The organism is Arthrobacter crystallopoietes, assembly GCF_017603825.1.
GTDB classification, from domain to species: Bacteria; Actinomycetota; Actinomycetes; order Actinomycetales; family Micrococcaceae; genus Crystallibacter; species Crystallibacter crystallopoietes_B.
Genome location: NZ_CP072014.1, coordinates 484,223 through 510,966 on the forward strand (window position 1 = coordinate 484,223; position 26,744 = coordinate 510,966).

Consider the following 26,744-nt stretch of genomic DNA (forward strand, 5'->3'; position numbering starts at 1 on the left):
GGCCGGCGCTTTTTGTTCGCACGGGCTTATCAGGCCGTGGCGGAACCTGCGCCGGAATCGGTCTGGACCGCAGCCGCGGGGCGGTGGCCCTGTTTGGCGAGCTGGATTTGTTCGTAGACGTGGTGGCGCAGTTCGGTGAAGCGTGGCAGCGAGCGAGTGTTGAGCTGGTCACGCTCGTCCGGCAGATCGATGGCCAGGTCTTCCTGGATGACCGTCGGCGAGCTGGAAAGGATGATCACGCGTTCACCGAGGTAGACGGACTCGTCGATGTCGTGGGTGACGAACAGGACCGTGACGCCGAGTTTGCGCCAGACCGTGCGGATCAGGTCTTCCAGGTCCGCCCGGGTCTGCGCGTCCACCGCGGCGAACGGCTCGTCCATGAGCAGCACTTCGGGCTGGTACGCCACGGCGCGGGCGATCGCCACGCGCTGCTGCATGCCACCGGAGAGCTGCCAGGGGTAGGACTGCGGCACGTGGGACAGTCCGACGGCCTCCAGCGCATCGTCGACAAGCTTGTCCCGCTCGGCCCGCGGCACGCCCTGGTTCTTCAGCGGCAGCTCGACGTTCTCGCGCACCCGCATCCAAGGAAAGAGGGAGCGGCCGTATTCCTGGAACACGACGGCCATCTTCTTCGGCGGCCCGGAGACGCGTGTACCGTTTAGCAGCACTTCGCCCTCGGTCGGCGCCATCAGCCCGGAGATGCACTTGAGCAGGGTGGTCTTGCCGGAGCCGGACGGGCCTACCAGGCAGGCCAGCTCGCCGGCCTTCAGGTCGAAAGTCAGGTTTCGCACGGCCTCGATGTCGCCGCCGTCGGTCTTGTAGACCTTTTTCAGGTTCCGGACCGAGAGCATGGCCTCGTTCCCGGGCAGGGTCTTGCCTGCCGGGGCGGGAGTGGTTCCGGGTGTTGTTTCAGACTGCATTTTCTACCTCTCGCAGGCCGTGGTACCAGCGCAGCACACGCCGCTCGGTCCACTGGAAGATGAATGACAAGGCGACGCCGATCAGGCCCAGGACCACAATCCCGGACCACATTTCCGGAATCGCGAAGGACCGCTGGAACTGCACGATCGTGAAGCCGAGCCCCGAGGACGAGGCGAACATTTCGGAAATGACCATCAGGATCAAGCCGATGGACAGGCACTGGCGGATACCGGCCATGATCTGCGGACCGGCCGAGGGAAGCACCAGGTACTTGATCCGCGCCCAGCCGTGGATGCCGTAGGTGTGCGCCGAATCCGAGAGCACCCCGTCAATGGCGCGGACACCTTCGATGGTGTTCAGCAGCACCGGCCACACGCAACCCGAAATGATCACCGCGACCTTCATACCGTCCGTAATGCCCATCAGCAGCATCAGCACCGGCACCAGGACCGGCGGCGGAATGGCGCGGAAGAATTCGAGCACCGGCTCCGTCAGATCCCGCAGCCACTTGACCGAACCGATCAGCAGGCCCGCGACAATGCCGATGATGATCGCCGAGACAACTCCGACGACCAACCGCCCGATACTGGGCAGCACATCAGAGAGGATCCGCTCCCCGAACCATGTCTCGGCAAACGCCTCGGCCAGCAGGGCCGGGGTCGGCACGAAGAAATTCGTCTCCCCCAGCGTCGAAGCCCACCAGATCGCAACCAGGATCAGAGGCAGTGCCAGCACGTATCCGAGAGTCTTCAAGAACCTCATACGATCACCTCCGAACGGATCGAGGAATGCCAGGACAGGGTCTTGCGCTCAATGAAACGCATGAGCAGATTAATGACGACGCCGATCAGGCCGGTCGCGAGTACCAGCGCGTACATCCCCGAGATCGCGCCGCCCGACTGGGCCAGGGCGATCTCCCTGCCCAAACCGGGCGAACCGATCACCAGTTCCGCCGTGATCGCCAGGATCAGCGCCACCGAGGCGGCAAGGCGGATGCCGGTCATCAGGTACGGCAGGGCCGTCGGGAACACCACGTGGCGGACCCGCGCCATGGAGCCCAGGCCGTAGGACTTGGCCGTCTGCATCGCCACATTGTCCACATCGGCGACCCCGTAAAGCACCTGGATGAAGACCTGCCAGAACGATGCGTAGACCACCAGCATCAGGGTTGATTCGATCTTCACGCCGAACAGCAGCACGGCCAGCGGAATCAACGCCACCGACGGTATCGGACGGAGGAACTCCACGGTCGAGTTGGTGAACTTCCGCAGGAACATCGACGAACCGATAATGAAGCCCAGCACCACGGCCAGCACGATCGCCATCACCAGACCGATCGCCCAGGCCAGCATGGTCTCGCCCACCGCAACCCAGAACGCCGTCAAACCGAAGTCAGTGACCAGCGCCGCGATGACCTCACTGGCCGGCGGCAGGAAGCGGGGCTCAACGATGCCCACCCGGGGAACCAACTCCCACAGCAACAAAAACCCGATAATGCCCGCGATCCCAAGCAACTGCTTCGACGGCAGCTTCTTTGCTGGCTGCTTTCCGCCCCGCGGGATGGGCGCAGCACTATTGGTTGTTACGGCTTCTTGGGTCATGGCAGCAGCTCATCCAGGTTCGGGGCCTCGCTCAACGTGCCGTACTTTGCGGCCGCTTCGCCGAGCGTCTGGGCCGCTTCACGGCTGAACTCCGGGCGGTATTCCGGCAGGGTCAGCTTTGCGAGGGTTTCAGCATCGATTTCGGTGTAGGTTCCGACAATGTCCCGGACCTCCTGCGGGTTCTCCTGCGCGTATTCAAGTGACTTGTTCATGGCCCTGGTGAACTTGTCCACAAGTTCCGGTTCGCTCTGAACCTTTTCGGAAGTCGTAAAGTAGCCGGCAATGTCAAGCTCGGGATGCATCTCCGTGAAATTCCACGAAATTACCCGGGCTCCCTCTGACCGCGCCTGGGTCAGGAACGGATCCAGGATCCACGCGGCATCGACCTGGCCGTTCTGGAGTGCTGCCGGAGCGTCCGGGAATGCGACTTCCACGAAGTCGATGTTGTCCGGGTTGCCGCCGTCCTTTTCAACCACGTGCTTGATGGTTGTGTCGCCGATATTGGAGAGATTGTTGACCGAAACGGTCTTGCCTTCGAGGTCGGCCGCGGACTTAATGTCGGAATCTTCCGGAACGACTACGGCACCAAAGCCTGCCCCTTCCTCACCGGTGGTGGAGGCCCCGTTGGCAACGAACTGCAGGTCCAGTCCTTTGTCGTTCGCCACCATCACCGAAATCAGATTGGAGAAAGCAAAGTCAAAACTACCGCTGACCACGCCGGGAACGATCGCGGCTCCGCCGGTAGCGGTCTGTAGATCCAACTCAAGACCTTCTTCGGCGAAGAAGCCCTTCTCGTCACCGAGCCAGATGGGCGCTGTATCCACAATCGGGATCACCCCGACGGTGATCTTGGTCAGTCCGCCGCTACCGGCGTCGGCGGGCGCCTCGGAGCCGCCACCGCTCGGGGAGCCACTGCCGCAGGCAGATAGGGCGAGCACTGAAACTGCGGCCACAAGCGCGGTCAGTCTACGTTTCATTTCTACTCCTTAGTGATCCCTTGGAGACACGGGATAACCTGAATGTTCGCTTAACGAACGCGTGTTCACCCATCAGTCTGCGCGACTCCTTTTGTGACGTCAAACACATCACCTCTTCGTTATAGACACGATACTCGGTGACGCCCCTATGCGGGACTGAATTGAACTTTTCAACGAATTGTGAAGCGAGATAACAAACGGGAGCTCACGACTCTCCAGTGTCAGAACTGCGTAGAATCGATGAGTCCTGGACGTGACAAACCTGCAACGGGATGGTGACCGGAAACCCATTTGTGGCTGGTTCTTTCGCGCGTATCGTGAGTGATAACCACAGGCCACCGGCCCCTGAGCGGAGACATGAGCATCCTCGTTCCGGCGGCATCACGTTTACACGGGGTCAATATGAGCAGGCAACGAGTTCTGGGGACCGCATCCGCAGCACTGCTGCTGGCTCTGACAGCGTGCAGCCCTTCGACCGGACAAGGGCAGTCACCCACGGCAAATCCACCGGCCACGGTCGCTGCCGAGCCCCAGGCCATTACCCCGCCTACAACTCCGGTTCGCGGCCCATCGGATCCGCCAGCGGCGTCGGCGCCACCGGTTAAGGCCCCCGCACCGACCGAGGAAAAGGCTACATCGCCTGTCACCCAGTCGGAAGTTTCAGTGAGATCCGAGAACGGGGCCGGAGTTCCCCTGACGATGTACTACATCGCAGTAGAAGACGGAGGTGCCTCCGGCGCGGAGATCGGCTGCAGGGACAGCCTCGTCGCCACCTATACGGAGCCTGTCAAGACTAACGATCAGGTCCAGGCCAGCATCGAGCACCTGCTCGCGGACGGGGATAGATTGCACGGATCATCCGGACTCTACAACGCCCTCCACGAATCCGCACTGACCTTCGAACGAGCCAGGATCGATGGTGACACCGTCACTGTCCACCTTTCCGGCGAGCTCAAATCCGGAGGCTCGTGCGATGACCCGCGGGTGGAATGGCAGCTGAGGCAGACCGCAGCCACTGCCGCCGGAGTCGGCGAGGCCATCATCCTGGTCAACGGGATCCGGATTGAGGATTACCTCAGCGGACGCGGCCCTGCCGCTCCCAAAGCACCAGCTGCACAGGCCGCCATTACAGTTCCTTTGACCATCTATTACATCGGGCTTGCCGGCGAGGAGACTTCAGGCGGCGGCATAGGGTGCGGCGACAGCCTCATTGCCACCCTTACACAACCTGTAACGTTCACCGATCAGCTTGGGGCGAGCATCACACATTTGTTGGCAAACAAGCAAGAGTTTCTTGGCGAGTCAGGCCTCTATAACGCGCTGAATTCCTCCGCATTGTCCTACCAGGGCAGCAGCTACGACGGCGATACCGTGACAGTTAAGCTGTCCGGCAGTGTTACGGTCGGTGGAACCTGTGACGGTCCTCGCATCGAAGCGCAGCTGGAGCAGACCGCCGCCACAGCCGCCGGTGTTGCCGAAGCCGTGGTGCTGGTCAACGGCATCCCAATTGAAAAACTCCTCGACGTGAAGTAGCCAGCAACGAGCGGGGACAGACGGGGAGCGTACAGTTTGGCCCCGAACAGCCGACTGGCCGGAACCGTTGGGGGCAGTTCCGGCCAGTAAGCCTTGGGGGAACTGGCCGGAACCGTTGGGGGAAGTTCCGGCCAGTAGTTTTATTGGGGGGGGTAACTGGCCGGAGCCGTTGGGGGAAGCTCCGGCCAGTGGTTCATGGGGTTGTGATGCGGGATTTACTGCCAGGCGTGGTCTGCCCAAGCTGCATCTCGCGAGTAATCGCTGCCAGTCAAGTTCCACAGATCGCCATCCTGGCCATGAGCTCCCACAACTCCGATCTGGTCGAGTGCTGAAGCCGGGCCTTGTTCTTTGTTGCCGGAGGCCAGCGGGCCCAAGGGCGCCGATGTGATGCCATAGGGAGTCATCGTCTTCTCTTCTCCAACAGAGCGGATTCAGTTTCCGGAGTCCAGGCACGGGCATAAATTCCCAAAGCCGCCTCTTCCCACAGTGTGAAGCCCAAGCGGTTCATCATCAGATGTGACTGGCTAAAAGTCAGATTCTGCGCACCGCGGCTAACCCTCGATTTATCTGCCCGGTACAAGTAGGCGTCAATAGCCCGCTTCCAGCGGCGACGCCAGTTTTGCACGCTTCCCTCGGCTGCAGTGGCGGCCATCAGACGGTGCATCGGTGCGGTTTTCGGCGCCAGAGTGGCGGCCAAACCGAGTCGGGCTTTGGCAGCGCCACGTCCAAGCTCCATTGTCGAGACACGGAGGTGGTTGTCCCAGCAGTAATCCCAGGAGAGCCGGCGGCGGTCAGGCCATTGCGGAGCCTTCGGCCCGTTGAGCATGGCCCAAGCAGCGTCGGAGAGCAACAGGGCGCCGAGGGCAGTGCGGCCTTGCGACTTGTTGAACCGCTGCGCTGCCCAGCTACCAAGTTCAGAAGACAGTTCGAAGACCTCTTCGGCAAGTTCGAGCCCTTCGAGCCCGCCGAATCTGTCCAGATCCGATTCCTGCACCAAGGCGACAGAATCCGTTCCTAGAGTGCCGATCAGATCCACGCTGTCCGGCGACACGACATAGTGCTGCTGGACTCGAACGGTTGGCAGGATCTCAAGGAGCCGGTTCCGGGCCGCCAACTCAAACCTTTGGAGGCTATCAAGGGCTGAGCGGTGGCCCAGGAACCGGACCTTTATGTGAGGCCCCACCTCATCAACATGGTGACTGAAGTACCAGCGGCCCACGCCTTCGCGGCGAGCGTGGGCCACCAGTGGTGTAACCAGTTCTCCTATGACGGTTTCGGCTACGTCTTGTCTACCCGTGTAAATAGACAGGACCCACCAGTAGCGTTTGAGACTGAGCTTTTCCGAAGAGCGTACGGCTGTCAGCTGGCTCATGCGCTTCTCCTAGATCTGCTCGCTGGTGGTTGGGGAGGGATAGCCGTTGCCGTCCTGGTTACAGGATCAGCGGGTATGCTGTTGCGGTGGGGCAGCTTTTTACCAGTCCCAGGCAGCCGTAACGATTGCGTTGGACTGCTGGCCCTGGTCGACTGCCACCGCAGGAGTGGCCGCCGAGACCGCACCTACAGCAAGCAGTAGACCTGCCGTAATGCCGGCGATCTTCTTGAACATGTCATTCCCCTTCGATGTGAGTGGCAATCCATCGAGTATCGTTCCCCCGACTCTTCAAGAGTTCCGCGTCACCCTGCATACTGTCCAGTCCATAAGGGGGCAACATCATGACATGCCCTTATCGGGACGAATCCCGGCGTCCTTGAACGTCCTGACACCTGGTCGAAACCGCGGATTCCCGCCTGATTCAAGGATTTTCCAACATGAGTATGATTTGAGTATGACCACTACAGTTGGGTGGCATATACCGGACATGGCAAATAGTTACTTGTCGCGAATCATGCTTGAGGGGGCACCAAATGTTGAGTGGGACAGCCTTTGAGCTCTATGAATACGCGGTAACCCACCCGGACTGGACCAAGGAGTCCGCTTCGACTGCGCTCGGCTACACCATTCGGGATCTCAATAGCGCCATTACTGAGCTCACTGGACGACGCCTGTTCCAACAGCCGGCGCCGGATGTGGACTGCTTTACTGCCATCTCTCCGGACGTGGCCTTGGCGCAGCTAGTCGAGGCCGACGAACGCCTGCTTATCGATCTACGCGCCAAGATCAGCGGGCACCGGAGCGACATGGCTTCGCTTGTTCCCACATACCTTGCGGCACGAAAGCGAATCGCCCTCGATTCGTCCATTGAAATACTCGAAGACCCTGGGGTAATTCGAAAGTTGCTGATTGACTATGGGCGGGATGTCACAGAACAGGTCCTGATCAGCCAGCCCGGCTCAGGATCTACGGCGGAGGTCCATGAAGAGGGCATCCAGAAGGACCTGGAACTCCTGGAACGCGGGATAGTCAGAAAAAATCTCTATAACGCCAGCACTCTCGATCATGTGCCTACGCGGAAGGCGGTCGCCGCCACAGCCCCTGCGGGCTTGGAATATCGGACATTGCCCTACGTGCCACTGAAAGTCCTGATCTTCGACCAGTCCTTGGCACTCGTTGCCCGCCAACTGGACGCGGACGATCGAGCAGCTCTGGTGGTGCGTGATGTCAATCTGATCCATGTATTCACGCAGCTATTCAACGTGGCATGGGAACTTGCCACCCCCTACGGCTGGGAGGCTGAAAGCCGAACCCCTGCTGGCCTCAACAGCATCCAGCGGTCCGTACTCCGGGGCATGGCTGCTGGTTATTCCGACGAAGTGATTGCACGGAGGCTGGACATCAGCGTGCGCACCTGCCGGCGGCATATCGCATGGATGCTCGAAGAACTGGGCGCCGAAAGCCGCTTCCAGGCAGCGTTGAAGGCCAAAGAAGCGGGCTGGCTTTAATCCCGAAGCAAGCCGTCAACAACACAAATAGAAAACAGGTGTTGCCTTCAGAGCAACTGTTCGGGTTATCCTGTGTGAGTGAGAACACAGGAATCTTCCGCTTCTGCCGACATGCCAACCGAAACCGAAGTTGCCCTTGAACGCGCGGTCACTTCACATCGGCACCACAGCCTTTACTCCGACCGGGCCGCCAAAATCAAGCAGTCCGCCGTTCGTGATGTCTTCGATATTTCGCTGCAGCCTGGCCTCGTCTCTCTCGCTGGCGGGAATCCGTTCCTGCAGTCCCTGCCTCTGGAGAAGCTCGGCGGGATGGCCTACCGTCTCATAACAGAGCAGGGCCTAACAGCTCTCCAGTACGGCGGCGGCCAAGGAACCGAGCGGCTTCGGGCCCAGGCCTGCGAAGTGATGGCCGAGGAGGGCATTGAGGATGCGGACCCGGCGAACGTTGTGATCACCACCGGTTCCCAGTCCGCCCAAGACGTCGCCTGCAAAGTCTTCTGCAATCCCGGCGATGTTGTGCTCTGCGAAGACCCAACTTATGTGGGTGCCCTGAACACTTTCGAGGCTTACGAGGTCATAGTGGAGACCGTGGCCATGGACGAGCTTGGCCTCGTCCCCGATGAACTGCAGCGGCGGATTGATGAGGTCCAATCTGCCGGCGGCAACATCAAGTTCCTTTACACCATCCCCAACTTCAACAACCCGTCGGGCATCACGCTCGCCGCAGAGCGCCGGCAGCGCATCGTGGAGATCTGCCAGGACGCGAACATCCTGATTATTGAGGACAACCCGTACGGCTTGCTGCGCTTCGATGGCCATCCGATCGCCCCGCTCCGCGCTGGCAACCCGGACGACGTAATCTACATGGGCTCGTTTTCCAAGATTCTCGCGCCCGGGCTGAGGATCGGATGGGCCCTGGTGCCGGCGCACTTGCAACGGCGTTTCTACCTAGCCAGCGAGGCCGTCACGCTCTGCCCGCCCACGCTGAACCAGATGCTCATCTCGGAGTATCTGGATGGCCACGATTGGCGCGGCCAGATCACCACCTACCGCAGCCTCTATTCCGAGCGATGCGCAGCCATGCTCCACGCGCTCGAAGACTTCATGCCGGAGGGCGTCAGCTGGACGCAGCCGCAGGGAGGTTTCTTCGTCTGGGTGAGCCTGCCGGAGGGAATCGATACCTATCCACTGCTGTACAAGGCGATCGACGCCGGCGTCATCTTCATTCCCGGTGCCGCTTTCACCCCGTCCGACGATCCCTCCAGCAAGCTCAGGCTGGCATTTAGCGCCGTGTCAGCAGAGAACATCCGCGAGGGCGTGCGGCGGCTGGCTCCCGTATTGCAGGAGGCTATGAGCGCCTGATAGCAGCTATTAGCGCTTCTTGAGGTACTTGTAGTAGACATAGCGGCCACCGAAGTAGAGGCCAAGGACAAGGATGATGCGCAGAATGCCGTTCATGCCCGGGAACAGAAATATGAATACATAGCTCAGCAGGAATATGACGGCCATGCCCCACAAGGTGCGCCGCCAGTCGATCTTAGGCACGTCGGGACGGTTGCCGGACCCCGAAGGTCGGTTATTGCTCATGGCCCCAGTCAATCACAGGCACAGGCGATCCCTGTTGTCGAATGGTCAGCGCTCGACGAGGATGCCGTCCACGTCGGCATAAGCCATCGCGCCTGGCCGGAATGCCACACCAGCGATCTCGACGGGTACGTCCACCTCGCCAAGAGAGTCCTTAGCACTCTTGCGCGGGTTACTGCCCAGTGCCTTGACCCCCAGCGACAGTTGCGCAATGGCAGTGCGGTCGCGAATGGGCCCATTGATGATGACGCCGGCCCAACCGTTTTCTACCGCTGCTGCGGCGATCATGTCCCCCATCAGGGCGGTGTTGAGCGAGCCGCCGCCGTCCACCACGAGAACCGAGCCTTCGCCGGGTGAATTCAGAACGGATTTCACCAATCCGTTGTCTTCATAGCAGCGAATGGTACGGATGGGTCCGCTGAATGCAACGTTGCCGCCCAGGTCCTGGAACTGCAGCGGCACCGACTGGAGGTCCTCGCCTCGCTCGTCATACAGGTCCGCGGTGGAAACAGAACCGGACAGATCAGTGCTGGTCATCGGGATGGACTCCTTTTCGCCACATGCGCTCGATCATAGCCCACGACAGAAGGGAACCACTTCGCGCGTCCGTCGCGGATCCCGTCGACGACTACGCCGTTCCGCGGCACTTAATCGAGCAGGAGCGCCGGTTCTTCCAAAATCGCGGCAACGTCGGCCATAAAGCGGGCGGAGAGGTCGCCGTCCACCACACGATGGTCAAAGGAGCCGCCAAGGGTAGTGATCCAGCGAGGAATGACTTCCCCGTCCAGCACCCAAGGCTTCTGCTTGATGGTGCCGAAGGCCACGATCGCGACTTCGCCCGGATTGATGATGGGAGTGCCGGTGTCGATGCCCAATGCACCAACGTTGGTGATGGTCAACGTGCCGCCCTGCATCTCGGCCGGTTGGGTCTTGCCCGCGCGCGCTTTGGTAGCCAGCTCGTTGAGGGCGATGGCCAGTTCCTTCAGGGACAGATCCTGTGCATCCTTGATGTTCGGCACCATCAGACCGCGCGGCGTGGCGGCAGCGATCCCGAGATTCATGAAGTGCTTGATCAGGATCTCGTCATCGGTCCACGTGGCGTTGACGGAGGGGTTCCGCGCTGCCGCCCAAATCACCGCTTTAGCCAGAATCAGCAACGGTGAAATCTTGATGCCTTCGAAGTCGCGGCTGGCCTTAAGCCGCTTGACGAACTCCATCGTCCGGGAGGCGTCCACATCCACGAAGATGCTTACATGCGGAGCGGAGAAGGCCGATTCGACCATGGCCCTAGCCGTGGCCTTGCGGACACCCTTGACCTTGACCCGTTCGATGCGCTGGTTCTGCGGCTTCTTGCTCGGCGCCCAGAAGGTCTCGGCCTGGTCCAGTTCGGCATCCCGCTGTGCCTGATAGCTCAGCAGGTCCGCCTTGGTGACCTCTCCACCGCGGCCTGTAGGGGTGATGTCCGCCAGATCGATCCCCAGATCCTTGGCGGCCTTGCGCACCGGCGGCTTCGCCAGCACACGGGTCAGCAAGCGGTTCACCGCGGCCTGCACGGCCTCGCCGCGCTGCTGTCCCTTGGAACCATCCCGGGTTAGTCCGCTTTCGCCCGCGGAGTCAGGGGACGCTGCCGAGGGAACCGGCGGCACGTGCGGTGCATGCTGCTGTGGCGCCGAATCGGAGACGCCGTGGTGATGGGGAGCCGTCGTCGTTGTTTGGTCCGCAGTTGGGCTGGGGCTTGATGTGCGGCGCGGCCGGCGCTTGACGGCATCGGCCTTCGGTCCTGAGCCGACCAGCGACCCGCTTGTCGGGCCTGGTTCGCTGGCTGCGGGCGCTGACCCGACCACGCCAGCCAGCGGATCGCCCTCCGTTTTCCCTGGCGCCTCCTGCGGCAGGGCACCTTTAACCGGACGCGCGGTGGCCTGAAGCGCGTCCCCGGAGTCCTTCACGGGTGCGGGCTGACCGGCACCGCCGACGCTCACGGAGATGATCGGTGTGCCTACCTCGATGGTCTGGCCCTCGGGCACGAGCAGTTCCGCTACGACGCCCGCGTAAGGGCTTGGTAGCTCCACCAGGGATTTGGCCGTTTCGATCTCCACGATCACGTCATTGACGGCGACGGTGTCCCCGGGCTTGACCTTCCAGGAGACGATTTCGGCTTCGACCAGGCCTTCGCCGACGTCGGGGAGGTTGAATGATTCGATGTTCGACATGGAAACTCCGATACGTCAGTAGGCGAGGGAACGGTCGAGGGCCTCAAGCAGGCGGTCGATGTCCGGAAGATAGTGCTCTTCCACCTTGGCCACGGGGTAGGGCATGTGGAAACCGCCCACCCGCAGGACCGGGGCCTCGAGGCTGAAGAAGGCGCGTTCGGAGATACGTGCGGCAATCTCGCCGCCGACGCCGCCGAACGTGGGTGCCTCGTGAGTGACGATCAGGTGCCCGGTCTTGCGCACCGACGTCGTAATGGTGTCGAAGTCGATCGGCGAGATGGAGCGCAGATCGATCACCTCCACGCTGTTGCCGTCATCTTCGGCAGCTTGCGCCGCTGCCAGTGCAACCGGCACCAGCGGGCCGTAAGCGACTATGGTGGCGTCCGTTCCCTCGCGGACCACCTTGGCGCTGAACGCGTCCTGGCCGGGACTCTCCGTGTCCACTTCGCCCTTGAGCCAATAGCGGCGCTTGGGCTCGAACACGATGACCGGGTCGTTCGACTCGACGGCCTGCTGGATCATCCAGTAGGCGTCGTGCGGATTGGACGGGGTAATGATCCGCAGCCCCGCGGTATGCGCGAAGAGCGCCTCCGGCGATTCCGAGTGGTGCTCGATGGAGCCGATACCGCCGCCGTAGGGAATGCGGATGACAACGGGCGCACTGAGATCGCCGGAACTACGGGCATGGATTTTGGCCAGCTGCGTGGTGATCTGATTGAAGCCCGGGAACACGAAACCGTCGAACTGGATTTCGCAAATCGGCCGATAACCGCGGAACGCCAGGCCGATCGCCGTGCCGATAATGCCGGATTCTGCAAGCGGGGTGTCGACCACGCGGGTCTTGCCGAACTCGGCCTGCAGGCCTTCGGTCACCCGGTAGACGCCGCCCAAAGCGCCGATATCCTCGCCCATAAGCATGGACTTCGGGTTGTTTTTCATCGTTTCGCGCAGGCCGGCGGTAATGGCCTTGGCAATGGTCATGTTGGCCACTAGTTGTTCTCCCCTGCCTCGTCGGCGTCCGCGAAGCCTGCCTCATACTCCCGGTGCCAGGCGAGCTCTTCGGCGACCAGCGGGTGCGGGTCGGCGTAGACGTTGTTGAAGCTCTGCACCATTTCCGGACCGGTCATGGCCAGGACCTCGGCGCGGACCTTGGCTGCCAGCTCATCGCCCTGGACTTCAACCTGCTCGAAAAAGGAGTCATCCGCGGTGTTGCTGGAGCGCAGATACCGTTCCAGGCGCTTAAGCGGGTCTTTTTCCTTCCACGCGTCCTCCTCGGCGGAGAGCCGGTACTTGGTGGGATCGTCGGCGGTGGTGTGCGCGCTCATCCGGTAGGTGAACGCCTCGATGAGCACCGGGCCACGGCCGGAACGGGCATGCTCCAACGCCCAGCGCATGACGGCGTGGACGGCAACCACATCATTGCCGTCCACCCGGATCCCCGGGAAGCCGTAGCCGCTGGCACGGTTCGACAGCGGGATCCGCGACTGCACTTCGGTAGGCACGGAGATGGCCCAGTGGTTGTTCTGGCAGAAGAAGACCACGGGAGACTGGTTCGAGGCCGCGAAGACCATCGACTCGTGAACGTCCCCCTCGGAGCTGGCTCCATCGCCGAAGTAGGCGACACTGACGCCGTCCTCACTGTCCCGCTGCAGGCCCATGGCGTAGCCGACGGCGTGCAGGGTCTGGGCGGCGAGGACCAGCGTGTAGAGGTGGAAGTTCTTTTCCCGGGGATCCCAACCGCCGCTGGAAACACCGCGGAAGAGCTTGAGCAAGGCGGACAGCTCGAGCCCGCGGGTCAGCGCCACACCGTGCTCACGATACGTCGGGAAGACATAGTCATTCGCCTGCAATGCGGTCCCGGAGCCTATCTGGGCGGCTTCCTGCCCCAGCAACGGCGGCCACATAACGAGTTGCCCCTGGCGCTGCAGCGCCACGGCTTCCTGGTCGAAGCGCCTCACCAGGAACATGTCCCGGTACAGCCCGCGCAGGGCCTCGCCGTCCAGATGCGCGGCGTAGGGCCCGTACTGGACGTCCTCCCGCAGCGTTCCGTCCGAGGCAAGTAGCTGCACCATTTCCGGAGCGTCTGCGGGGTCGCTGGAGGTCATGGACTGCTCAAGTTCCTCAATGTCGAATTCAGAGGTGGGCAGGTGCTCAGCGCCCATACGAACTCCTCGCCGGCATGCCGCCCGTCGACGGTTACCTTAGCTGCTGATATATGCCTTGCGCGGAATGCATTACCCGAAAGGCATATATTGGTCGGTTTTCTGTTCCAGCCTAACGATACCGGGCCTCGGCCCCGCTGTTGTTACGGTCAGGAAACGCCGGGGCCTTTTGTATAGTTCGCACACAGGGAGAGGAAACGGGTGTTGGCCTCCACCTCGCCGATGCTGACCCGGACCCCTTCATTGGGGAAGGCCCGCACGGATAGGGCCTGCTCCCCCGCGTAGGCGGCAAAGCCCTGGGCATTCTCGCCCAGCGGGAGCCAGACAAAGTTGCCCTGGGACTCCGGTATCTTCCAGCCAAGCTCGCTCAGGCCGGCCACCACACGGTCCCGTTCGTCCACGAGGCTTTGTACCCTTTCCACAACCTTGTCGTAGTGCTTCAGCGACGCAATTGCAGCATCCTCGGCAAGGCTGGACACGGCGAAGGGCGTCGCGGCGACCCGCAGGTGCTGGGTGAGCTCCGGGTTGGAGACGGAGTATCCAACCCGGAGATTAGCCAGGCCATGGGCCTTGGAAAAGGTGCGCAGGACGATCACGTTCGGGTACTTCTTGTACGCCTTGATGCCGTCCACGACTTCCGGATCCCGGACAAACTCGGTGTAGGCCTCGTCGATGACCACCACCACGTCCTGCGGGACCTTGGCCAGGAAGTCCTCCACCTGGGCGGTGGTAAGGGCCGGGCCGGTGGGATTGTTAGGGGTGCACAGCAGGACGACTTTGGTGCGCTCATTGAGGGCGGCCGCCATGGCCTCAAGGTCGTGCGAGCCGTCCGCCTGGTTGGGGATCTGCACGCTGGCTGCGCCGGAGAGGCCGATCATGATCGGGTAGGCCTCGAAGGAGCGCCAGGCGTACACCACCTCATCCGCCGTGCCGTCCTCGCTCTGGCCAGCGAAGGTCTGCAGGATCTGGACCAGTGCGCCCAGGCTGCCGGCTCCGGTGACGATGTCCTCGGCCGGCACATCCAGGAAACGGCTCAGTTCAGTGCGCAAGGCTGTCGACAGCGGATCCGGGTAGCGCTGGATGTTGTGCTGGGACTGGATAGCCTCCAGCACTTCAGGGATCGGCGGAAGCGGGTTCTCATTGGAAGAGAGCTTGTACGGCTGCAGCCCTTCAATAACGGCCGGCGGTTTGCCTGCTGCATACTTGGGCAATCGGTCCATCACCGGTCGGGGGCGGATCTGACGGTCCTGGGCTGCCGTCTGAACCGCAGCTACGTTGGTGGGGTTCTGGGTAGAAGTCATGGGTTAAAGAATACGGTGATGCAACGAGGCGTCTGTCACGCCGGATCAAGTGCCCCGGGATCAGCGGTATGACAGCATAAAGCCATGGGAAAGTTCATTGTGCGTGTTCTGATCAATGGCCTGGCGCTTTGGATAGCAAGCTGGGTCCTGCCGGGCATTACCGTGGAAAGCACAGCGGCAACGGAGGTTGCGCAGGGAAACTCAACGGCCGGCGTCGTACTTGCGTTCCTCTTTATCGGACTCATTTTCGGGCTCGTGAACGCCATTGTGCGGCCGATCGTCAGCTTCCTGTCGCTGCCGGTCACGATCCTGACGCTGGGCTTGTTCACCATCATTATCAACGCGCTCATGCTGTTGCTCACGGCGTGGCTCTCTTCCTACACACCGGTGAACTTTGTGGTGGACTCCTTTTTCTGGACCGCGGTAATCGGCTCGCTGATTATCAGTCTCGTGTCCCTGATCGCCGGATCGATCACGCGGACCAGGTAGACCTGCTGGTCTCACCGGCGGCCGGCGGCACGGTGAGGCACTTTTGATCCGCCCGTAACGTGTGGCCACTGCTACCGAAACACTCCGTTCCTACAGTCTTACCAACAGGGTGAAACCGCTCCCTTTTGGAGGACTGAATGAGTGTTGACCAGATCAGGACCACCGGCGCCGGGCGCGCCGGCGCTGAGGCAGATTCGCGGCTGCAGATACGTCCGGGCCGGTGGGTGGACGGCTGGGATCCGGAAGACAAGGACTTCTGGGAAACCGCAGGCCGGCCGATCGCGCGGACCAACCTGAACTGGTCCATCTTCTGCGAGTTCCTGGGCTTTGTCGTCTGGCAGTTGTGGTCGATCATGGCTGTCCAACTCCCTGCGGCAGGGTTCGACTTCACTAACTCGCAGATCTTCTGGCTGATCTCGATTCCGAGCCTGGTCGGAGCCACCCTGCGGATTCCGTACACCTTTATGGTGCCGAAGTTCGGTGGCCGGAACTGGACCGTGATCTCCGCCCTGCTGCTCCTGGTACCGTCCATCGGGCTGGCCGCGTGCGTGGCCAATCCCGAGACGCCCTTCGGCCTGATGCTGCTGATGGCGGGTCTGGCAGGCCTTGGCGGCGGCAACTTCGCCAGTTCGATGGCCAACATCACCTACTTCTACCCCGCGGCCGAAAAGGGCTATGCGCTGGGGCTGAACGCCGCCGGCGGAAACCTTGGCGCCGCCGTCGCGCAGTTGGTGGTGCCATTGGTGATCACGCTCGGAGCGGCCGTTTCGCTCAACCTCCCGCTGGGCGGGCTGATCTGGGTGCCGCTGATCCTGCTGGCCGCCTGGGGTGCGCGGAAGTACATGCACAATCTCTCGCACGCGAAGGGCGACGCCGCCGGTTCCGTGGCAGCCTTGCGCGAGCCGCACCTGTGGATCATGGCGTTGCTCTACATCGGCACCTTCGGCTCCTTCATCGGTTTCTCCGGTGTCTTCCCGAAGCTCATCCACGACGTCTTCCCCGGGTTCTCCTCCTTTGCTGTGGGCTCGGCCGCTCTCTCGCTGGCGTTCCTGGGCCCGCTGGTGGGATCGCTGGCCCGGCCGCTGGGCGGCAAGCTGGCGGACCGCTTCGGCGGAGCAAGGATGACGGTAGCTTCGTTCGCAACCATGGCGTTGATTGCGCTGGCCGTGGTGTGGACGCTGCCGCTGGCGAACTTCTGGCTCTTCCTGCTGCTGTTCCTGGCACTGTTCACCGCGAGCGGCTTCGGCAACGGTGCCACCTACCGGATGATCCCGCGCATCTTCGCCATCCGCGGCCGGACCGGGACGACCCGCAGCAGCGTGGACGTCGGCAGCGAGCGCAAGGCGGCTGCGGCGCTCGGTCTGGTTTCCGCCATCGGCGCTTACGGGGGCTTCCTGATTCCGCAGGTGCTCAATGCCTCCAATACGGCCACCGGCAGTTACACCGGCGCGTTCTACGGATTCGTGGCGGCCTACGCGGTGATGCTGGCGGTGGCCTGGTTCTGCTACCTGCGGCCCGGTTCCGAGATGGCGCGGGGCGGTGTCTGATGGCCGTGGATACGCACTGCCCCTACTGCGCGCTGCAGTGCGCGATGCGGCTGGCGCCCCATGGACCGTCGGCCGCAACCGTGGCTACCGAACCAAATTACGACGACGGCAAACCAGCTCTCCCTGCTGCCGGGACGCCGCTGGAAGCAGCCGGCCGGGACTTTCCCACGAACCGCGGAGGTTTGTGCCGGAAAGGCTGGACGTCGCCGGCGCTGCTGGACTCGCCGGAACGGCTGACCGAACCACTGCTGCGCGGCGGCGACGGCAGCTTCCGGCCGATCGGCTGGGATGAAGCCCTCGACCTGGCGGCCGGGGCCATCCGCAGCTCCCGCTCGCTGCACGGGCCGGACTCGGTGGGGGTCTTCGGCAGCGGCGGCTTGACCAACGAAAAGGCATACCAGCTGGGCAAATTCGCCCGGCTGGCCCTGGGCACCTCCCGGATCGACTACAACGGCCGGTTCTGTATGTCCTCCGCCGCAGCCGCAGGGAACCGGGCGTTCGGCGTGGACCGGGGGCTGCCGTTTCCGCTGGCCGATCTGGACCAAGCCCACACCGTCCTGCTCTTGGGCTCCAACGTCGCGGACACCATGCCGCCGTTTGTCCAGCATCTGCAGGGCGCCCGGGCTGCGGCCGGCCTTATAGTGGTGGATCCGCGGCATACTGCCACCGCCGCTTTGACGGAGGCCGGCGCAGGGCTACACCTCCAACCGACACCGGGTACGGACCTGGCGCTCCTGCTGGGCATTGCCCACGTCGTCGTCCATGAGGGACTGGCTGACGAATCGTTTATCCGCGAACGCACCACAGGCTTTGGGGCACTGCTGCGGAGCCTGAACCACTGGTGGCCAGCACGGGTCCAGACCGTGACCGGTGTTCCGGCGGAACTGATCCGCGAGACAGCGCACCGGCTGGCATCCGGAGCACGTCTTGGTGCGGCCGGACAGGCGACGAGCGGGACCTATATCCTCACGGGCCGCGGGGTTGAGCAGCATATCGACGGTACGGACACCGCCACCGCGGCCATCAACTTGAGCCTGCTGCTGGGGCTTCCGGGCAGCAGTCACAGCGGCTACGGCACGCTCACCGGGCAGGGCAACGGGCAAGGTGCCCGCGAGCACGGGCAAAAGGCCGACCAGCTGCCGGGCTACCGCAGGATCACCGATCCGGCCGCCCGGGAACATGTGGCCGGTGTCTGGGGTGTACGGCCGGAGCAGATTCCCGGTCCCGGTGTTCCCGCCGTCGAAATGCTCATGGACCTGGGCCGGCCCGGCGGAGTGCGCTGTCTGCTGGTGCACGGGTCCAATGTGGCAGTTTCTGCCCCGGATAACGCGGCCGTGATCCGCGGGCTGCGCAATCTGGACTTTCTCATGGTCTCCGACTTCTTCCTTTCCGAGACCGCTGCCGAGGCGGACCTCGTGCTGCCCGTCCTGCAATGGGCGGAGGAAGAAGGGACGATGACCAACCTTGAGGGGCGTGTGCTGCGGCGCCGCCGTTCCATCGATCCGCCTGCAGGGGCACGCTCCGAGCTTTGGATCATGGCCGAACTGGCCCGGCGGCTGAACGCACCGTCGAGCTTCAGCGCTGACGCCGCAGCCGTGTTCGAGGAACTTCGGCGGGCTTCTGCCGGCGGTCCGGCCGACTATTCGGGTATCAGCTATGGCATGCTCGACGCGGGCGCGGAGGCCTACTGGCCGTTCCCGACCGGGTCCGCGGGTACGCCGCGGTTGTTCCTGGACTGCTTTGCGCACGACGACGGCCGGGCCAAGCTGGTGCCCGTCTCGCCCACGGCACCGGCCGAAGTCCTCAATGGACCGGGCAGCCTCACGCTGGTGACCGGACGGCTGCTGGAGCATTACCAATCCGGCGCCCAGACACGGCGGGTTGCCGAGCTCGCCGCTGCACAGCCCGAAGCACGGCTGCAGGTGCATCCAGTAACGGCGCAGGGCCTGGGTGTCGCCGATGGAGACCTGCTGGAAGTCACGAGCGACCGCGGCTCGGTCCGGGTCAGGGCCGATGTGACGATCGGGATCAGGCCGGATACGGTCTTCCTGCCCTTCCATTTCCGCGAGGAGCAGTCGGCCAACGTCCTCACGTCCGCGGCCACCGATCCCATTTCCGGCATGCCCGAATTCAAATCGACCGCCGTACAGGTCCGCGTGATGGTGAAAGCAGGGGCCCTGTGAGCGGTCAGAACGTGGAAGGGATTGTGGAACGCGTTGTCATTGTCGGCTTCGGTCCGGTGGCAGCCCGCCTTGTCGATGAGGTCCGTCCCGCGGTCCGCGAGGGCCGGCTGGACCTGACGGTCATCGGCGCCGAAGGTGTGGCGGCCTACAACCGTGTCCTGGTTGCCGACGTCGGTACAGGGCGAACCAGCGGCGAGGCCATCGGGCTGGCCGATGCCGCCCAGCTCCGCGGCGACGGTGCCACGGTGCTGCTGGGCCGCACCGTCCGTCGGATCGACCGGGCGCGCAGGACCGTGCTGCTGGATGACGGAACACAGGAGCCCTTCGACCGCCTGGTGCTCGCCACCGGCGCGCAGGCCGTGGTCCCTACGCTGGCCGGCCTGAACCCTGACCCGGCCGCCGTGCATTTGCTGCCGCCCGGCGTGACAGCTCTGCGGGATCTGGAGGATGCGGCGAAGCTGCGTGCCGTTGTCGGTTCCCGCGGCCGGGTCGTCGTTCTTGGCGGCGGAATTCTTGGCATCGAAGCGGCGCTGGCCGCGGCCGAGGAAGGAGCCGACGTCACCGTGGTCCATCACGGACCGCACCCGCTGGCCCGCAACCTTGATCCCGGCGGCGGACGAATGCTGGCCAGTGCGCTGCAAACCAACGGAGTCCGGCTGGCGTCCGATGTCCGTTCCACCGGGGTTGTTTTCCGCCCGTCCGCGGGAGTCCGTCACCAGTTCCACGCGCTGGTACTCGAGGACGGGACCGAGCTTCCCGCCGATCTTCTGCTCCTCTCCTGCGGGGTGCGGGCGAGGACCGAACTGGCTGCCGGTTGCGGACTGGGGGTGGACAAGGGCATCCTGGTGAACCACAGGCTCGAAGCCGATGTGGAAGGACGGATATTCGCCATCGGCGACTGCGCCCAGGTAGCGTGCGGCGATGGCGGCTGCGCGGAATGTTCAGGCAGTAGTGCGGGACCGGCGGGGCTAATCGGCCCGGGCTGGCGCCAAGCCGAATACGTTGCCCGGCGTTTGCTGGAGCTCGCGCCACGGCGGCAGGTGGCCTTCGCAGGCGGGACAACGGCGCAGCCCCAGGCGGCGCCGCTGGCACCGGAACGGCCCGGCGTCATGCTGCTGAAGGCACGAGGACTGGACATCGCCTCGGCGGGGAACATCTCACCCGAGCTCTGGGACGCTTGGCCGCCGGAACGCGATGGTGGCGGGGATTCGCCAGGTCGCCCGCCCATCCAGGTAGCCCAGTGGGCCGACCCGGAACATGGGCGGTACGCCAAAATGGTGACCCGGGCCGGAGTGCTTGAAGGACTGGTCTGCGTCGGCATGCCCCGGACCGCGGCCGAACTGGTGCTGTTGTATGAGCGTGGCGCCGAACTGCCGGCGGACCGCACCGCCCTGTTCCGGTTGGACTCGGTCGAGCAGCAGGATGACGGGCCGGCACCTGCCGATCCGGACTCCACTTTGTGCCGCTGCAGCGGGGCAACGCTCGGCGGGGTGGAGAACGCGATAGCCGGCGGCTGCAGCAGCGTTGAGGAGGTTTCTGCCTGTACCCGGGCCGGCACCGGGTGCGGCGGTTGCAAATCGCGCATTGGGGAATTGATCGAGGCGTATGCGTCAGTAGCCGTGCGGGCGGTTCCGAAATGAGGACGATGCCCGCTTATGCGGCGGCACGGGTTCGCGGGCAGGTACCTGGCGGGTAAGGGTGAACAGGTGCCGGCTTGCCAGGCCTCCGCCTACAGCGGCGCCGAGCGCCAGTCCGGCATCTGTCACCGAGACGTCCGAGCTGTCCTGCAGCAGCCGGGCTCCGGCCACGTAGTTCCCGAAGTCGTGTCCGGGGCCAAGGCCGCCGTCTTCGCCGTCAGGCGTCGCTACGTCGTTGGTCAGGGTCACGGTTACCCGGTCTCTGGTATCCGGGCTGGCACGTCCGTCTGCACCGGGCACCCAGTCCTGGACATGTTCCAGGTGCAGGCTTCTGAGTCCTTCCGGCAGATTTACGTCGCCTACCGGGGAGCCGGCCGTGAGCACATAGGAAACGTTGTGCTCGGCCAGGAATGCCTTGTCCGCGGCCATGTTCATGGCGTGGATGCCGCCTTGGCTGTACCCGACCAGGACCACATGGTCCGCGGCCTCCGCGCCGGCCTCCTCCAGGGCCGCCGAAACCGCTGCGGAGACATGGCGGCTGTCATAGGCGAGCGCTTCGGCTACCCCTGTCTCATCGAATGGATTGGCCGTGGCCTCCGGCCCCTGGGACTGGGTTCCCGGCAGTGAGACAACCCAGCTCTTGCCGGTGGCAGCTTCCGTTTCCAGAATCTCGATAGTTCCCGGTCCGGCAGCTGCCGCAGCCCCGGCACGAGCGAGCAGTCCTGCCGGTGTGGCCTCCAGCGGCACCGCCCCGGCCGCCAGTTCCCCTCCGGGTCCGTTTCCGGCATCGGCGCGGCGGGTTACCGCAATAGGAGCAGGCTGCAACAGGCCCAGCCCATTCGCGGTCTCGACGAGGTTTGGGACAAGACGCTCGGTGGTCGATGCGGGTTCAGAGTAGCGGGAATCATCCGGTGGTCCGGGTACCGGCGGCAGCGCCAGCAGGCCGCGGGTTCCGTTGTTGATCAGCGACTCAGTGCCCATCAGGGTGGGCCGCAGCTCATTTCCCAACGCCCCCAGGGGCGTACTCAGCCACCAGGTTCCTTGCATCAAGCCGTTCAGGGCACCGTTGGCAGCTGCCTCGGCCTGCCCGTAAGCCTCCCTCGCCCTGGATACCTGGTCCGCTATTTCGCGGACCTCGTCAGCCGATGCCTGGACGGCCGCCAACGCCCGCCGCATGGCGTCCTGTGCAGACACCCGCCCGGGCACCATGAAGATGCGGCTGTCCTGGATGGTCAGCTGCAGTGCATAGATGTCGAAATAGATCCGATCCGCATCCGCGGCTATGGACCGCAGCCGGACCGCGGCGTCCTCAAGTTCTTCCCACTGGAAGGCCGCGCCGCCGATTCCGCCCGTCACACGATAGCCGCCAAGATCGCCGGAGCTCCCGTCCAGCCGGGTCAGGGCAGGCAACCATTCTGGATCGCCGGTCATGGGCCCGGCTGGATCAGGTGGGCCGCCTCAACCGCTACGCCGAAGGCATTGACGGCCGCGGCTGCCTCCCTGACTTCTGTTGCCGCGTTGTCCATCCGCAATTGCCGTTCCACCAAGCTGCGGCGGAAGGCCTGTCCGGCTGGCGACACCCAGGCCGCCAGTTCCAGTCCCGCCAGCTGGCCATTGAGCTCCAGCAATGCGTTCTCGCAGGCGTACAGCCGCTGGGCAGCTAGCCGCAGATCATCGGCTCCAGTCGCGCCGACCGCAAGCCCCGACGTCGTACTCTGCAACCAACCGACCATCATTCTTCCTTCCCTTGCATCGACGTTATGGCCACGGCACAGGATGGCGTGCAGGCCAGTTCAGGTATGTGCGCAAAGGCTGCCGGGGGTGTGCTGTGGAGATCGGGTCCTCCGGCACACGCCGGCGGACGGCCAACGAACGGCGCGTGAAAGATAGCGGACAGGTTAGGGAATCGTGCCCGACTCTTGAAAGAATGGGGTCCATGGCTGAAACTCCCCGCGTCTCCTTGGCAGACGTCACTCCTGCAATCGCCCTTGGCCCCCTTGACGGCCGTTACCGCTCCGCCGTCGCGCCGTTGGTCGACTATCTCTCCGAGGCTGCGCTGAACCGCGACCGCGTCCACGTGGAAGTCGAGTGGTTGATCCATCTCACCAGCCAGTCCGTACTGCCCGGGGCCGGGCCGCTCAGCGGCGAGCAGCAGGCCGCGCTGCGCAAGATCGTCACCGATTTCGACGGCAACTCCGTCCGCGAACTGGCCGAAATCGAGGCCGTCACGGTCCACGACGTCAAGGCCGTGGAGTACTACATAGGCCGTCGGCTGGAGGACATCGGCATCAATAACCTCAAAGCCATGGTGCATTTCGGCTGCACCTCGGAGGACATCAACAATCTCTCCTACGCCGTCGGCATCAAGGGTGCCGTGGAGCAGGCCTGGCTGCCGGCCGCCCGCTCGCTCGTGGCGCAGATCAGTGACATGGCGGAGGCCAACCGGGATATTCCGATGCTCTCGCGCACCCACGGCCAGCCGGCGACGCCCACCACGCTGGGCAAGGAACTGGCGGTCATCGCGCACCGGCTGACCCGCCAGCTCGAGCGGATCGCCCGCACCGAGTACCTGGGCAAGATCAACGGCGCCACCGGCACCTACGCCGCCCACTACGCTTCGGTGCCTGGCGCCGACTGGCAGGCCGTTTCCAAGAGCTTCGTTGAGGGTCTGGGCCTGATCTGGAACCCGCTGACCACGCAGATCGAATCGCATGACTGGCAGGCCGAGCTGTACGCGGACATTGCCCGGTTCAACCGGATCCTGCACAACGTGTGCACGGACATCTGGAGCTACATCTCCATCGGCTACTTCGCCCAGATTCCGGTGGAAGGCGCCACCGGTTCCTCCACCATGCCGCACAAGGTCAACCCCATCCGGTTCGAGAACGCCGAGGCCAACCTGGAGATCTCCAACGGCCTGCTGGACACCCTTGCTGCCACCTTGGTTACCTCCCGCTGGCAGCGCGACCTGACCGATTCTTCCTCGCAGCGCAATATCGGCGTGGCTTTCGGGCACTCGATGTTGGCCATCTCGAACGTCGCCAAGGGCCTGGAACGGCTCGATGTGCCGGCCGCAGTGCTGGCCGCGGACCTGGACCAGAACTGGGAGGTGCTCGGCGAAGCGATCCAGATGGTCATGCGCGCCGAAGCCATCGCCGGTGTCGAGGGTATGGACGACCCGTACGAACGGCTGAAGGACCTCACCCGCGGACACCGCGTTGACGCCGAACGCATGAAGGAATTCGTCTCCGGCCTGGGACTGTCCACCGAGGCTGAAGCCCGCCTGCTGGCGTTGACCCCGGGCAGCTATACCGGGATTGCCAACCAGCTGGTGGACCATCTCAAGTAGCCCGAACAAGCGTAAGTACGACGCCGGAGCTTAATTCCGGCGTCGTACTGCGTTGGGAAGCGCTCCATCCGGCGGAAACCTGCCGGTCATTTCCCCTGCCTAAAGTCGCAATCCCGACTTGCCCGCCCTCCCCCGGGCCGGCCACCGAGCTGCCCCTGCAGTCGGGATGCATGAAAGGCACGAAAATGAGCACGAACTCCCCCAATCTCGGACGCCGCGGACTGATCGCCGGCGGCACCGGCGCTATCTTGGCCGGCATGCTGGCCGCGGCCCCCGGCGCCAACGCCGCAGTCCCCCTCCGGCCGAGGGGCAGCGCGAAGATGCCGCTGGCGTTCGGCCCCGACGGCAAGTTCCGCGTGGTCCAGTTCAACGACACCCAGGATGGGCCGCGCACCGACCGGCGGACCGTCGAGTTCATGGGCAAGGTCCTCGACTCCGAGAAGCCAGGCTTCGCCTTGATCAACGGCGACGTGATCAACGGATCGCCCAAGACCGCCGAGGAGGTGCGCCAGTCCATCAACAACGTAGTGCAGCCGATGGAATCCCGCGGCATCCAGTGGGCCGTCACTTTCGGCAACCACGACGAGGACTCGATGGCGAACGGCACCGGCATGACCGAGGCCAGGATGCTGGAGTTCGTCCGCGGCTACCAGCACAACGTCAACGTCGGGCCGGAGAAGGGCGTCGACGGCTCGTCCAATGCGCAGCTGCTCATCCGCTCCGCCAGCAGCAACAAGCCTGCCTTCGGCATTTGGCTGCTCGACTCCGGCCGGTATGCCCCCGAGAACCTCGGTGCACAGGACTTCGAAGGTCTGATGGGCTACGACTGGATCCGCCCCAGCCAGATCCAGTGGTACCGGGAAGCGTCCAAGGCCGCTGAAAGGCAGCACGGCAAGATCCCTTCGCTGATGTTCTTCCACATCCCGCTGTTCGAGCACCATCACATGTGGTTCGGCTCCCAGTTCAGTTCCGACGACGCCGGCCACGCGGCTGCCGTGGCCAAGCACAGCATCGTCGGCGTCAAGAACGAAAGCGTCTACACTGGTGCCTTCAACTCCGGCCTTTTCAGCGCCCTGCAGGAGCGCGGCGACGTCCGCGGTGTCTTTGTGGGCCACGACCACATCAACACCTACTCGGGTAATTACTTCGGCATCGAGCTGGGCTACGGTCCCGGCACGGGCTTCGGCACCTACGGACTTGGCGGCGCCAAGGAACACCATCTGCGCGGTGCCCGCGTGTTCGAACTCGACGAGCGCAAAGAGCACGTCTACACCGCGACCAGGACCGTGTTCGCGAAGGACCTTGGCATCGACATGGACCCGAAGAGCCAGCCGCTGGACGAACCGCTCCCGCTGCCGTAGCCGTTCAGGAATCAGCGTGGCCTGACGGCATGCTGCCTCGCGAATCGGGCCAACGGGCGCGGATTCGTGAGGCAGCTCACCAAATTCGTCGTTTGGGTACTTAGGGGTCTAGAGTCATAACTACGCCGCGGGGTGGAGCAGTTCGGTAGCTCGCCGGGCTCATAACCCGGAGGTCACAGGTTCAAATCCTGTCCCCGCAACGAACAGGAAAGGCCGTCAGTCCGCATTGCGCGGCTGGCGGCCTTTCTGCTTCCGCGGGCCGCTCAGTCCTGCTGTTCATGTCCCGCCGCAATCTGCCCGGCGGGAAAACCTTTCGAATCAGGATCGTATGGCGGAAGAACGTCAGCCATATGCGCGGCCCTACCAAACATCCCGATCAGCAGGGTCCGCCACGGGCGTTCCCACCGCCAGGGACCCAAGCCGTTGAATTCGCCCTGCTCATTCATCGGTTAGGGTCAACTCATGAACAATGGCGACATCACCTTCCATACCCGCAAATGGGTGCGGCCCGAAGACCTCAATGCCAACGGCACGCTCTTCGGCGGCAGCCTGCTGCGCTGGATCGACGAGGAAGCCGCCATCTACGCCATCGTCCAACTCGGCAACGGGATGGCGGTGACCAAGTACATGTCCGAGATCAACTTTGTCAGTTCTGCCCAGCAGGGTGACCTGATCGAGATGGGGCTGACAGCCACGCATTTCGGCCGTACCTCCCTGACGATGCGGGCAGAAGTACGCAACATGTTCACCCGCCAGTCCATCCTGACCATCGAGAAAATCGTCTTCGTCAACCTCGGTCCGGACGGCTTGCCCGCGCCGCACGGCTACACCGAAATTACGTATGACCGCGACCGGGTGCCGTCCCAGCACCTGGACCGCATGCCGCCGCTACAGCCCTGACACAAGGGCTCCGTGCACCGACCAACCAACCAACCAACCAACCAACCAACCGACCAACGACGGCGGCACCCGGCCACGTTCCACAGCGGCACTCACCAGCGGGGAACCG

Annotated in this window: 24 protein-coding genes and 1 tRNA gene; 11 read left to right on the top strand and 14 right to left on the bottom strand. The window is 63.6% G+C overall.

The genetic code is table 11. The features are described from left to right. Nucleotides 1–29 precede the first annotated feature (29 nt). From J5251_RS02335 to J5251_RS02350, 4 genes are read right to left on the bottom strand one after another with little or no spacing between them, the layout of a single operon-like run. The gene (locus J5251_RS02335) at nucleotides 30–920 is read right to left on the bottom strand and encodes an ABC transporter ATP-binding protein (protein WP_074700646.1); all 891 of its coding nucleotides are present in this window, start codon (nucleotides 918–920) and stop codon (nucleotides 30–32) included. Next, nucleotides 910–1,683 carry an ABC transporter permease gene (locus tag J5251_RS02340; protein WP_208575063.1) on the bottom strand — a complete coding sequence of 258 codons (774 nt, stop codon included), beginning with the start codon at nucleotides 1,681–1,683 and terminating at the stop codon, nucleotides 910–912. The genes J5251_RS02335 and J5251_RS02340 overlap by 11 nt, the downstream gene beginning before the upstream one ends. Continuing rightward, entirely contained in the window at nucleotides 1,680–2,522 is an 843-nt protein-coding gene (locus J5251_RS02345; RefSeq protein ID WP_171059485.1) for an ABC transporter permease, read from the bottom strand. Before J5251_RS02345 ends, J5251_RS02340 begins: the two co-directional genes overlap by 4 nt. Continuing rightward, entirely contained in the window at nucleotides 2,519–3,499 is a 981-nt protein-coding gene (locus J5251_RS02350; RefSeq protein WP_208575064.1) for an ABC transporter substrate-binding protein, read from the bottom strand. The genes J5251_RS02345 and J5251_RS02350 overlap by 4 nt, the downstream gene beginning before the upstream one ends. A 663-nt stretch (nucleotides 3,500–4,162) precedes the next feature. Here J5251_RS02350 and J5251_RS20245 point away from each other — a divergent pair. After that, entirely contained in the window at nucleotides 4,163–5,032 is an 870-nt protein-coding gene (locus J5251_RS20245; protein ID WP_244250765.1) for a GerMN domain-containing protein, read from the top strand. Between the two features lie 400 nt (nucleotides 5,033–5,432). On the opposite strand, the gene J5251_RS02365 is transcribed toward J5251_RS20245, so the two are convergent. Continuing rightward, on the bottom strand, nucleotides 5,433–6,404 hold the full coding sequence (locus tag J5251_RS02365) for a lantibiotic dehydratase C-terminal domain-containing protein (protein WP_208575065.1): 972 nt from the start codon (nucleotides 6,402–6,404) through the stop codon (nucleotides 5,433–5,435). Between the two features lie 99 nt (nucleotides 6,405–6,503). After that, on the bottom strand, nucleotides 6,504–6,638 hold the full coding sequence (locus tag J5251_RS20455) for a hypothetical protein (RefSeq protein ID WP_257790781.1): 135 nt from the start codon (nucleotides 6,636–6,638) through the stop codon (nucleotides 6,504–6,506). A gap of 299 nt (nucleotides 6,639–6,937) precedes the next feature. On the opposite strand from J5251_RS20455, the gene J5251_RS02370 reads away from it, so the two are divergent. Continuing rightward, a complete protein-coding gene (locus tag J5251_RS02370) occupies nucleotides 6,938–7,912 on the top strand; it encodes a helix-turn-helix transcriptional regulator (RefSeq protein WP_208575066.1) in 975 nt (324 codons plus the stop codon). A gap of 111 nt (nucleotides 7,913–8,023) precedes the next feature. Beyond that, nucleotides 8,024–9,274, top strand: a complete 1,251-nt coding sequence (locus tag J5251_RS02375; protein WP_208576021.1) for a PLP-dependent aminotransferase family protein — start codon at nucleotides 8,024–8,026, stop codon at nucleotides 9,272–9,274. Nucleotides 9,275–9,283: 9 nt separating this feature from the next. Here J5251_RS02375 and J5251_RS02380 read toward each other — a convergent pair whose 3' ends face one another. The 6 genes from J5251_RS02380 to J5251_RS02405 all read right to left on the bottom strand — a co-directional run bounded on the left by J5251_RS02380 (nucleotide 9,284) and on the right by J5251_RS02405 (nucleotide 15,169). Next, nucleotides 9,284–9,499 (bottom strand): hypothetical protein, encoded by a 216-nt coding sequence (locus J5251_RS02380; RefSeq protein ID WP_139006979.1) that lies wholly within the window; start codon nucleotides 9,497–9,499, stop codon nucleotides 9,284–9,286. A gap of 45 nt (nucleotides 9,500–9,544) precedes the next feature. Further along, nucleotides 9,545–10,033, bottom strand: a complete 489-nt coding sequence (gene rraA, locus J5251_RS02385; protein ID WP_208575067.1) for a ribonuclease E activity regulator RraA — start codon at nucleotides 10,031–10,033, stop codon at nucleotides 9,545–9,547. Between the two features lie 110 nt (nucleotides 10,034–10,143). Next, complete coding sequence (locus J5251_RS02390) at nucleotides 10,144–11,706, bottom strand: dihydrolipoamide acetyltransferase family protein (RefSeq protein ID WP_208575068.1); 1,563 nt, start codon at nucleotides 11,704–11,706, stop codon at nucleotides 10,144–10,146. 15 nt (nucleotides 11,707–11,721) lie between these two features. After that, entirely contained in the window at nucleotides 11,722–12,696 is a 975-nt protein-coding gene (locus J5251_RS02395) for an alpha-ketoacid dehydrogenase subunit beta (protein WP_208575069.1), read from the bottom strand. After that, nucleotides 12,696–13,868, bottom strand: coding sequence for a pyruvate dehydrogenase (acetyl-transferring) E1 component subunit alpha (gene pdhA / locus J5251_RS02400; protein ID WP_208575070.1), 1,173 nt, complete (start codon nucleotides 13,866–13,868; stop codon nucleotides 12,696–12,698). The genes J5251_RS02395 and pdhA overlap by 1 nt, the downstream gene beginning before the upstream one ends. A gap of 149 nt (nucleotides 13,869–14,017) precedes the next feature. After that, complete coding sequence (locus J5251_RS02405) at nucleotides 14,018–15,169, bottom strand: histidinol-phosphate transaminase (protein ID WP_208575071.1); 1,152 nt, start codon at nucleotides 15,167–15,169, stop codon at nucleotides 14,018–14,020. An 84-nt stretch (nucleotides 15,170–15,253) separates the two neighbouring features. On the opposite strand from J5251_RS02405, the gene J5251_RS02410 reads away from it, so the two are divergent. From J5251_RS02410 to J5251_RS02425, 4 genes are all read left to right on the top strand, one after another. Beyond that, nucleotides 15,254–15,658 (top strand): phage holin family protein, encoded by a 405-nt coding sequence (locus J5251_RS02410; protein ID WP_208575072.1) that lies wholly within the window; start codon nucleotides 15,254–15,256, stop codon nucleotides 15,656–15,658. Between the two features lie 137 nt (nucleotides 15,659–15,795). After that, nucleotides 15,796–17,205 (top strand): MFS transporter, encoded by a 1,410-nt coding sequence (locus J5251_RS02415; protein ID WP_208575073.1) that lies wholly within the window; start codon nucleotides 15,796–15,798, stop codon nucleotides 17,203–17,205. Continuing rightward, complete coding sequence (locus J5251_RS02420; protein WP_208575074.1) at nucleotides 17,205–19,388, top strand: molybdopterin oxidoreductase family protein; 2,184 nt, start codon at nucleotides 17,205–17,207, stop codon at nucleotides 19,386–19,388. The genes J5251_RS02415 and J5251_RS02420 overlap by 1 nt, the downstream gene beginning before the upstream one ends. Nucleotides 19,389–19,408: 20 nt before the next feature. Next, nucleotides 19,409–21,028, top strand: a complete 1,620-nt coding sequence (locus tag J5251_RS02425; RefSeq protein ID WP_208576022.1) for an FAD-dependent oxidoreductase — start codon at nucleotides 19,409–19,411, stop codon at nucleotides 21,026–21,028. On the opposite strand, the gene J5251_RS02430 is transcribed toward J5251_RS02425, so the two are convergent. Continuing rightward, a complete protein-coding gene (locus tag J5251_RS02430) occupies nucleotides 20,999–22,456 on the bottom strand; it encodes a hypothetical protein (RefSeq protein ID WP_139006970.1) in 1,458 nt (485 codons plus the stop codon). The two genes, J5251_RS02425 and J5251_RS02430, sit on opposite strands and share 30 nt — an antisense overlap. Continuing rightward, a complete protein-coding gene (locus J5251_RS02435) occupies nucleotides 22,453–22,761 on the bottom strand; it encodes a hypothetical protein (protein WP_171059483.1) in 309 nt (102 codons plus the stop codon). The genes J5251_RS02430 and J5251_RS02435 overlap by 4 nt, the downstream gene beginning before the upstream one ends. A 200-nt stretch (nucleotides 22,762–22,961) precedes the next feature. On the opposite strand from J5251_RS02435, the gene purB reads away from it, so the two are divergent. The 4 genes from purB (at nucleotide 22,962) to J5251_RS02455 (ending at nucleotide 26,635) form a co-directional block, all read left to right on the top strand. Continuing rightward, on the top strand, nucleotides 22,962–24,374 hold the full coding sequence (gene purB, locus J5251_RS02440; RefSeq protein WP_139006968.1) for an adenylosuccinate lyase: 1,413 nt from the start codon (nucleotides 22,962–22,964) through the stop codon (nucleotides 24,372–24,374). Nucleotides 24,375–24,559: 185 nt separating this feature from the next. Next, on the top strand, nucleotides 24,560–25,735 hold the full coding sequence (locus J5251_RS02445) for a metallophosphoesterase family protein (protein ID WP_139006967.1): 1,176 nt from the start codon (nucleotides 24,560–24,562) through the stop codon (nucleotides 25,733–25,735). A 126-nt stretch (nucleotides 25,736–25,861) separates the two neighbouring features. Further along, nucleotides 25,862–25,935, top strand: a tRNA-Met gene (locus J5251_RS02450). Nucleotides 25,936–26,197: 262 nt separating this feature from the next. Then, entirely contained in the window at nucleotides 26,198–26,635 is a 438-nt protein-coding gene (locus J5251_RS02455; RefSeq protein ID WP_139006966.1) for an acyl-CoA thioesterase, read from the top strand. The last annotated feature ends 109 nt before the right edge of the window (nucleotides 26,636–26,744 follow it).

Coding starts and splice junctions, on each gene's coding strand:
- J5251_RS02335 (WP_074700646.1), bottom strand. CDS start 920: ATGCAGTCTGAAACAACACCCGGAACCACTCCCGCCCCGGCAGGCAAG.
- J5251_RS02340 (WP_208575063.1), bottom strand. CDS start 1,683: ATGAGGTTCTTGAAGACTCTCGGATACGTGCTGGCACTGCCTCTGATC.
- J5251_RS02345 (WP_171059485.1), bottom strand. CDS start 2,522: ATGACCCAAGAAGCCGTAACAACCAATAGTGCTGCGCCCATCCCGCGG.
- J5251_RS02350 (WP_208575064.1), bottom strand. CDS start 3,499: ATGAAACGTAGACTGACCGCGCTTGTGGCCGCAGTTTCAGTGCTCGCC.
- J5251_RS02365 (WP_208575065.1), bottom strand. CDS start 6,404: ATGAGCCAGCTGACAGCCGTACGCTCTTCGGAAAAGCTCAGTCTCAAA.
- J5251_RS20455 (WP_257790781.1), bottom strand. CDS start 6,638: ATGTTCAAGAAGATCGCCGGCATTACGGCAGGTCTACTGCTTGCTGTA.
- J5251_RS02370 (WP_208575066.1), top strand. CDS start 6,938: ATGTTGAGTGGGACAGCCTTTGAGCTCTATGAATACGCGGTAACCCAC.
- J5251_RS02375 (WP_208576021.1), top strand. CDS start 8,024: ATGCCAACCGAAACCGAAGTTGCCCTTGAACGCGCGGTCACTTCACAT.
- J5251_RS02380 (WP_139006979.1), bottom strand. CDS start 9,499: ATGAGCAATAACCGACCTTCGGGGTCCGGCAACCGTCCCGACGTGCCT.
- rraA (WP_208575067.1), bottom strand. CDS start 10,033: ATGACCAGCACTGATCTGTCCGGTTCTGTTTCCACCGCGGACCTGTAT.
- J5251_RS02390 (WP_208575068.1), bottom strand. CDS start 11,706: ATGTCGAACATCGAATCATTCAACCTCCCCGACGTCGGCGAAGGCCTG.
- pdhA (WP_208575070.1), bottom strand. CDS start 13,868: ATGGGCGCTGAGCACCTGCCCACCTCTGAATTCGACATTGAGGAACTT.
- J5251_RS02405 (WP_208575071.1), bottom strand. CDS start 15,169: ATGACTTCTACCCAGAACCCCACCAACGTAGCTGCGGTTCAGACGGCA.
- J5251_RS02410 (WP_208575072.1), top strand. CDS start 15,254: ATGGGAAAGTTCATTGTGCGTGTTCTGATCAATGGCCTGGCGCTTTGG.
- J5251_RS02415 (WP_208575073.1), top strand. CDS start 15,796: ATGAGTGTTGACCAGATCAGGACCACCGGCGCCGGGCGCGCCGGCGCT.
- J5251_RS02420 (WP_208575074.1), top strand. CDS start 17,205: ATGGCCGTGGATACGCACTGCCCCTACTGCGCGCTGCAGTGCGCGATG.
- J5251_RS02430 (WP_139006970.1), bottom strand. CDS start 22,456: ATGACCGGCGATCCAGAATGGTTGCCTGCCCTGACCCGGCTGGACGGG.
- J5251_RS02435 (WP_171059483.1), bottom strand. CDS start 22,761: ATGATGGTCGGTTGGTTGCAGAGTACGACGTCGGGGCTTGCGGTCGGC.
- purB (WP_139006968.1), top strand. CDS start 22,962: ATGGCTGAAACTCCCCGCGTCTCCTTGGCAGACGTCACTCCTGCAATC.
- J5251_RS02445 (WP_139006967.1), top strand. CDS start 24,560: ATGAGCACGAACTCCCCCAATCTCGGACGCCGCGGACTGATCGCCGGC.
- J5251_RS02455 (WP_139006966.1), top strand. CDS start 26,198: ATGAACAATGGCGACATCACCTTCCATACCCGCAAATGGGTGCGGCCC.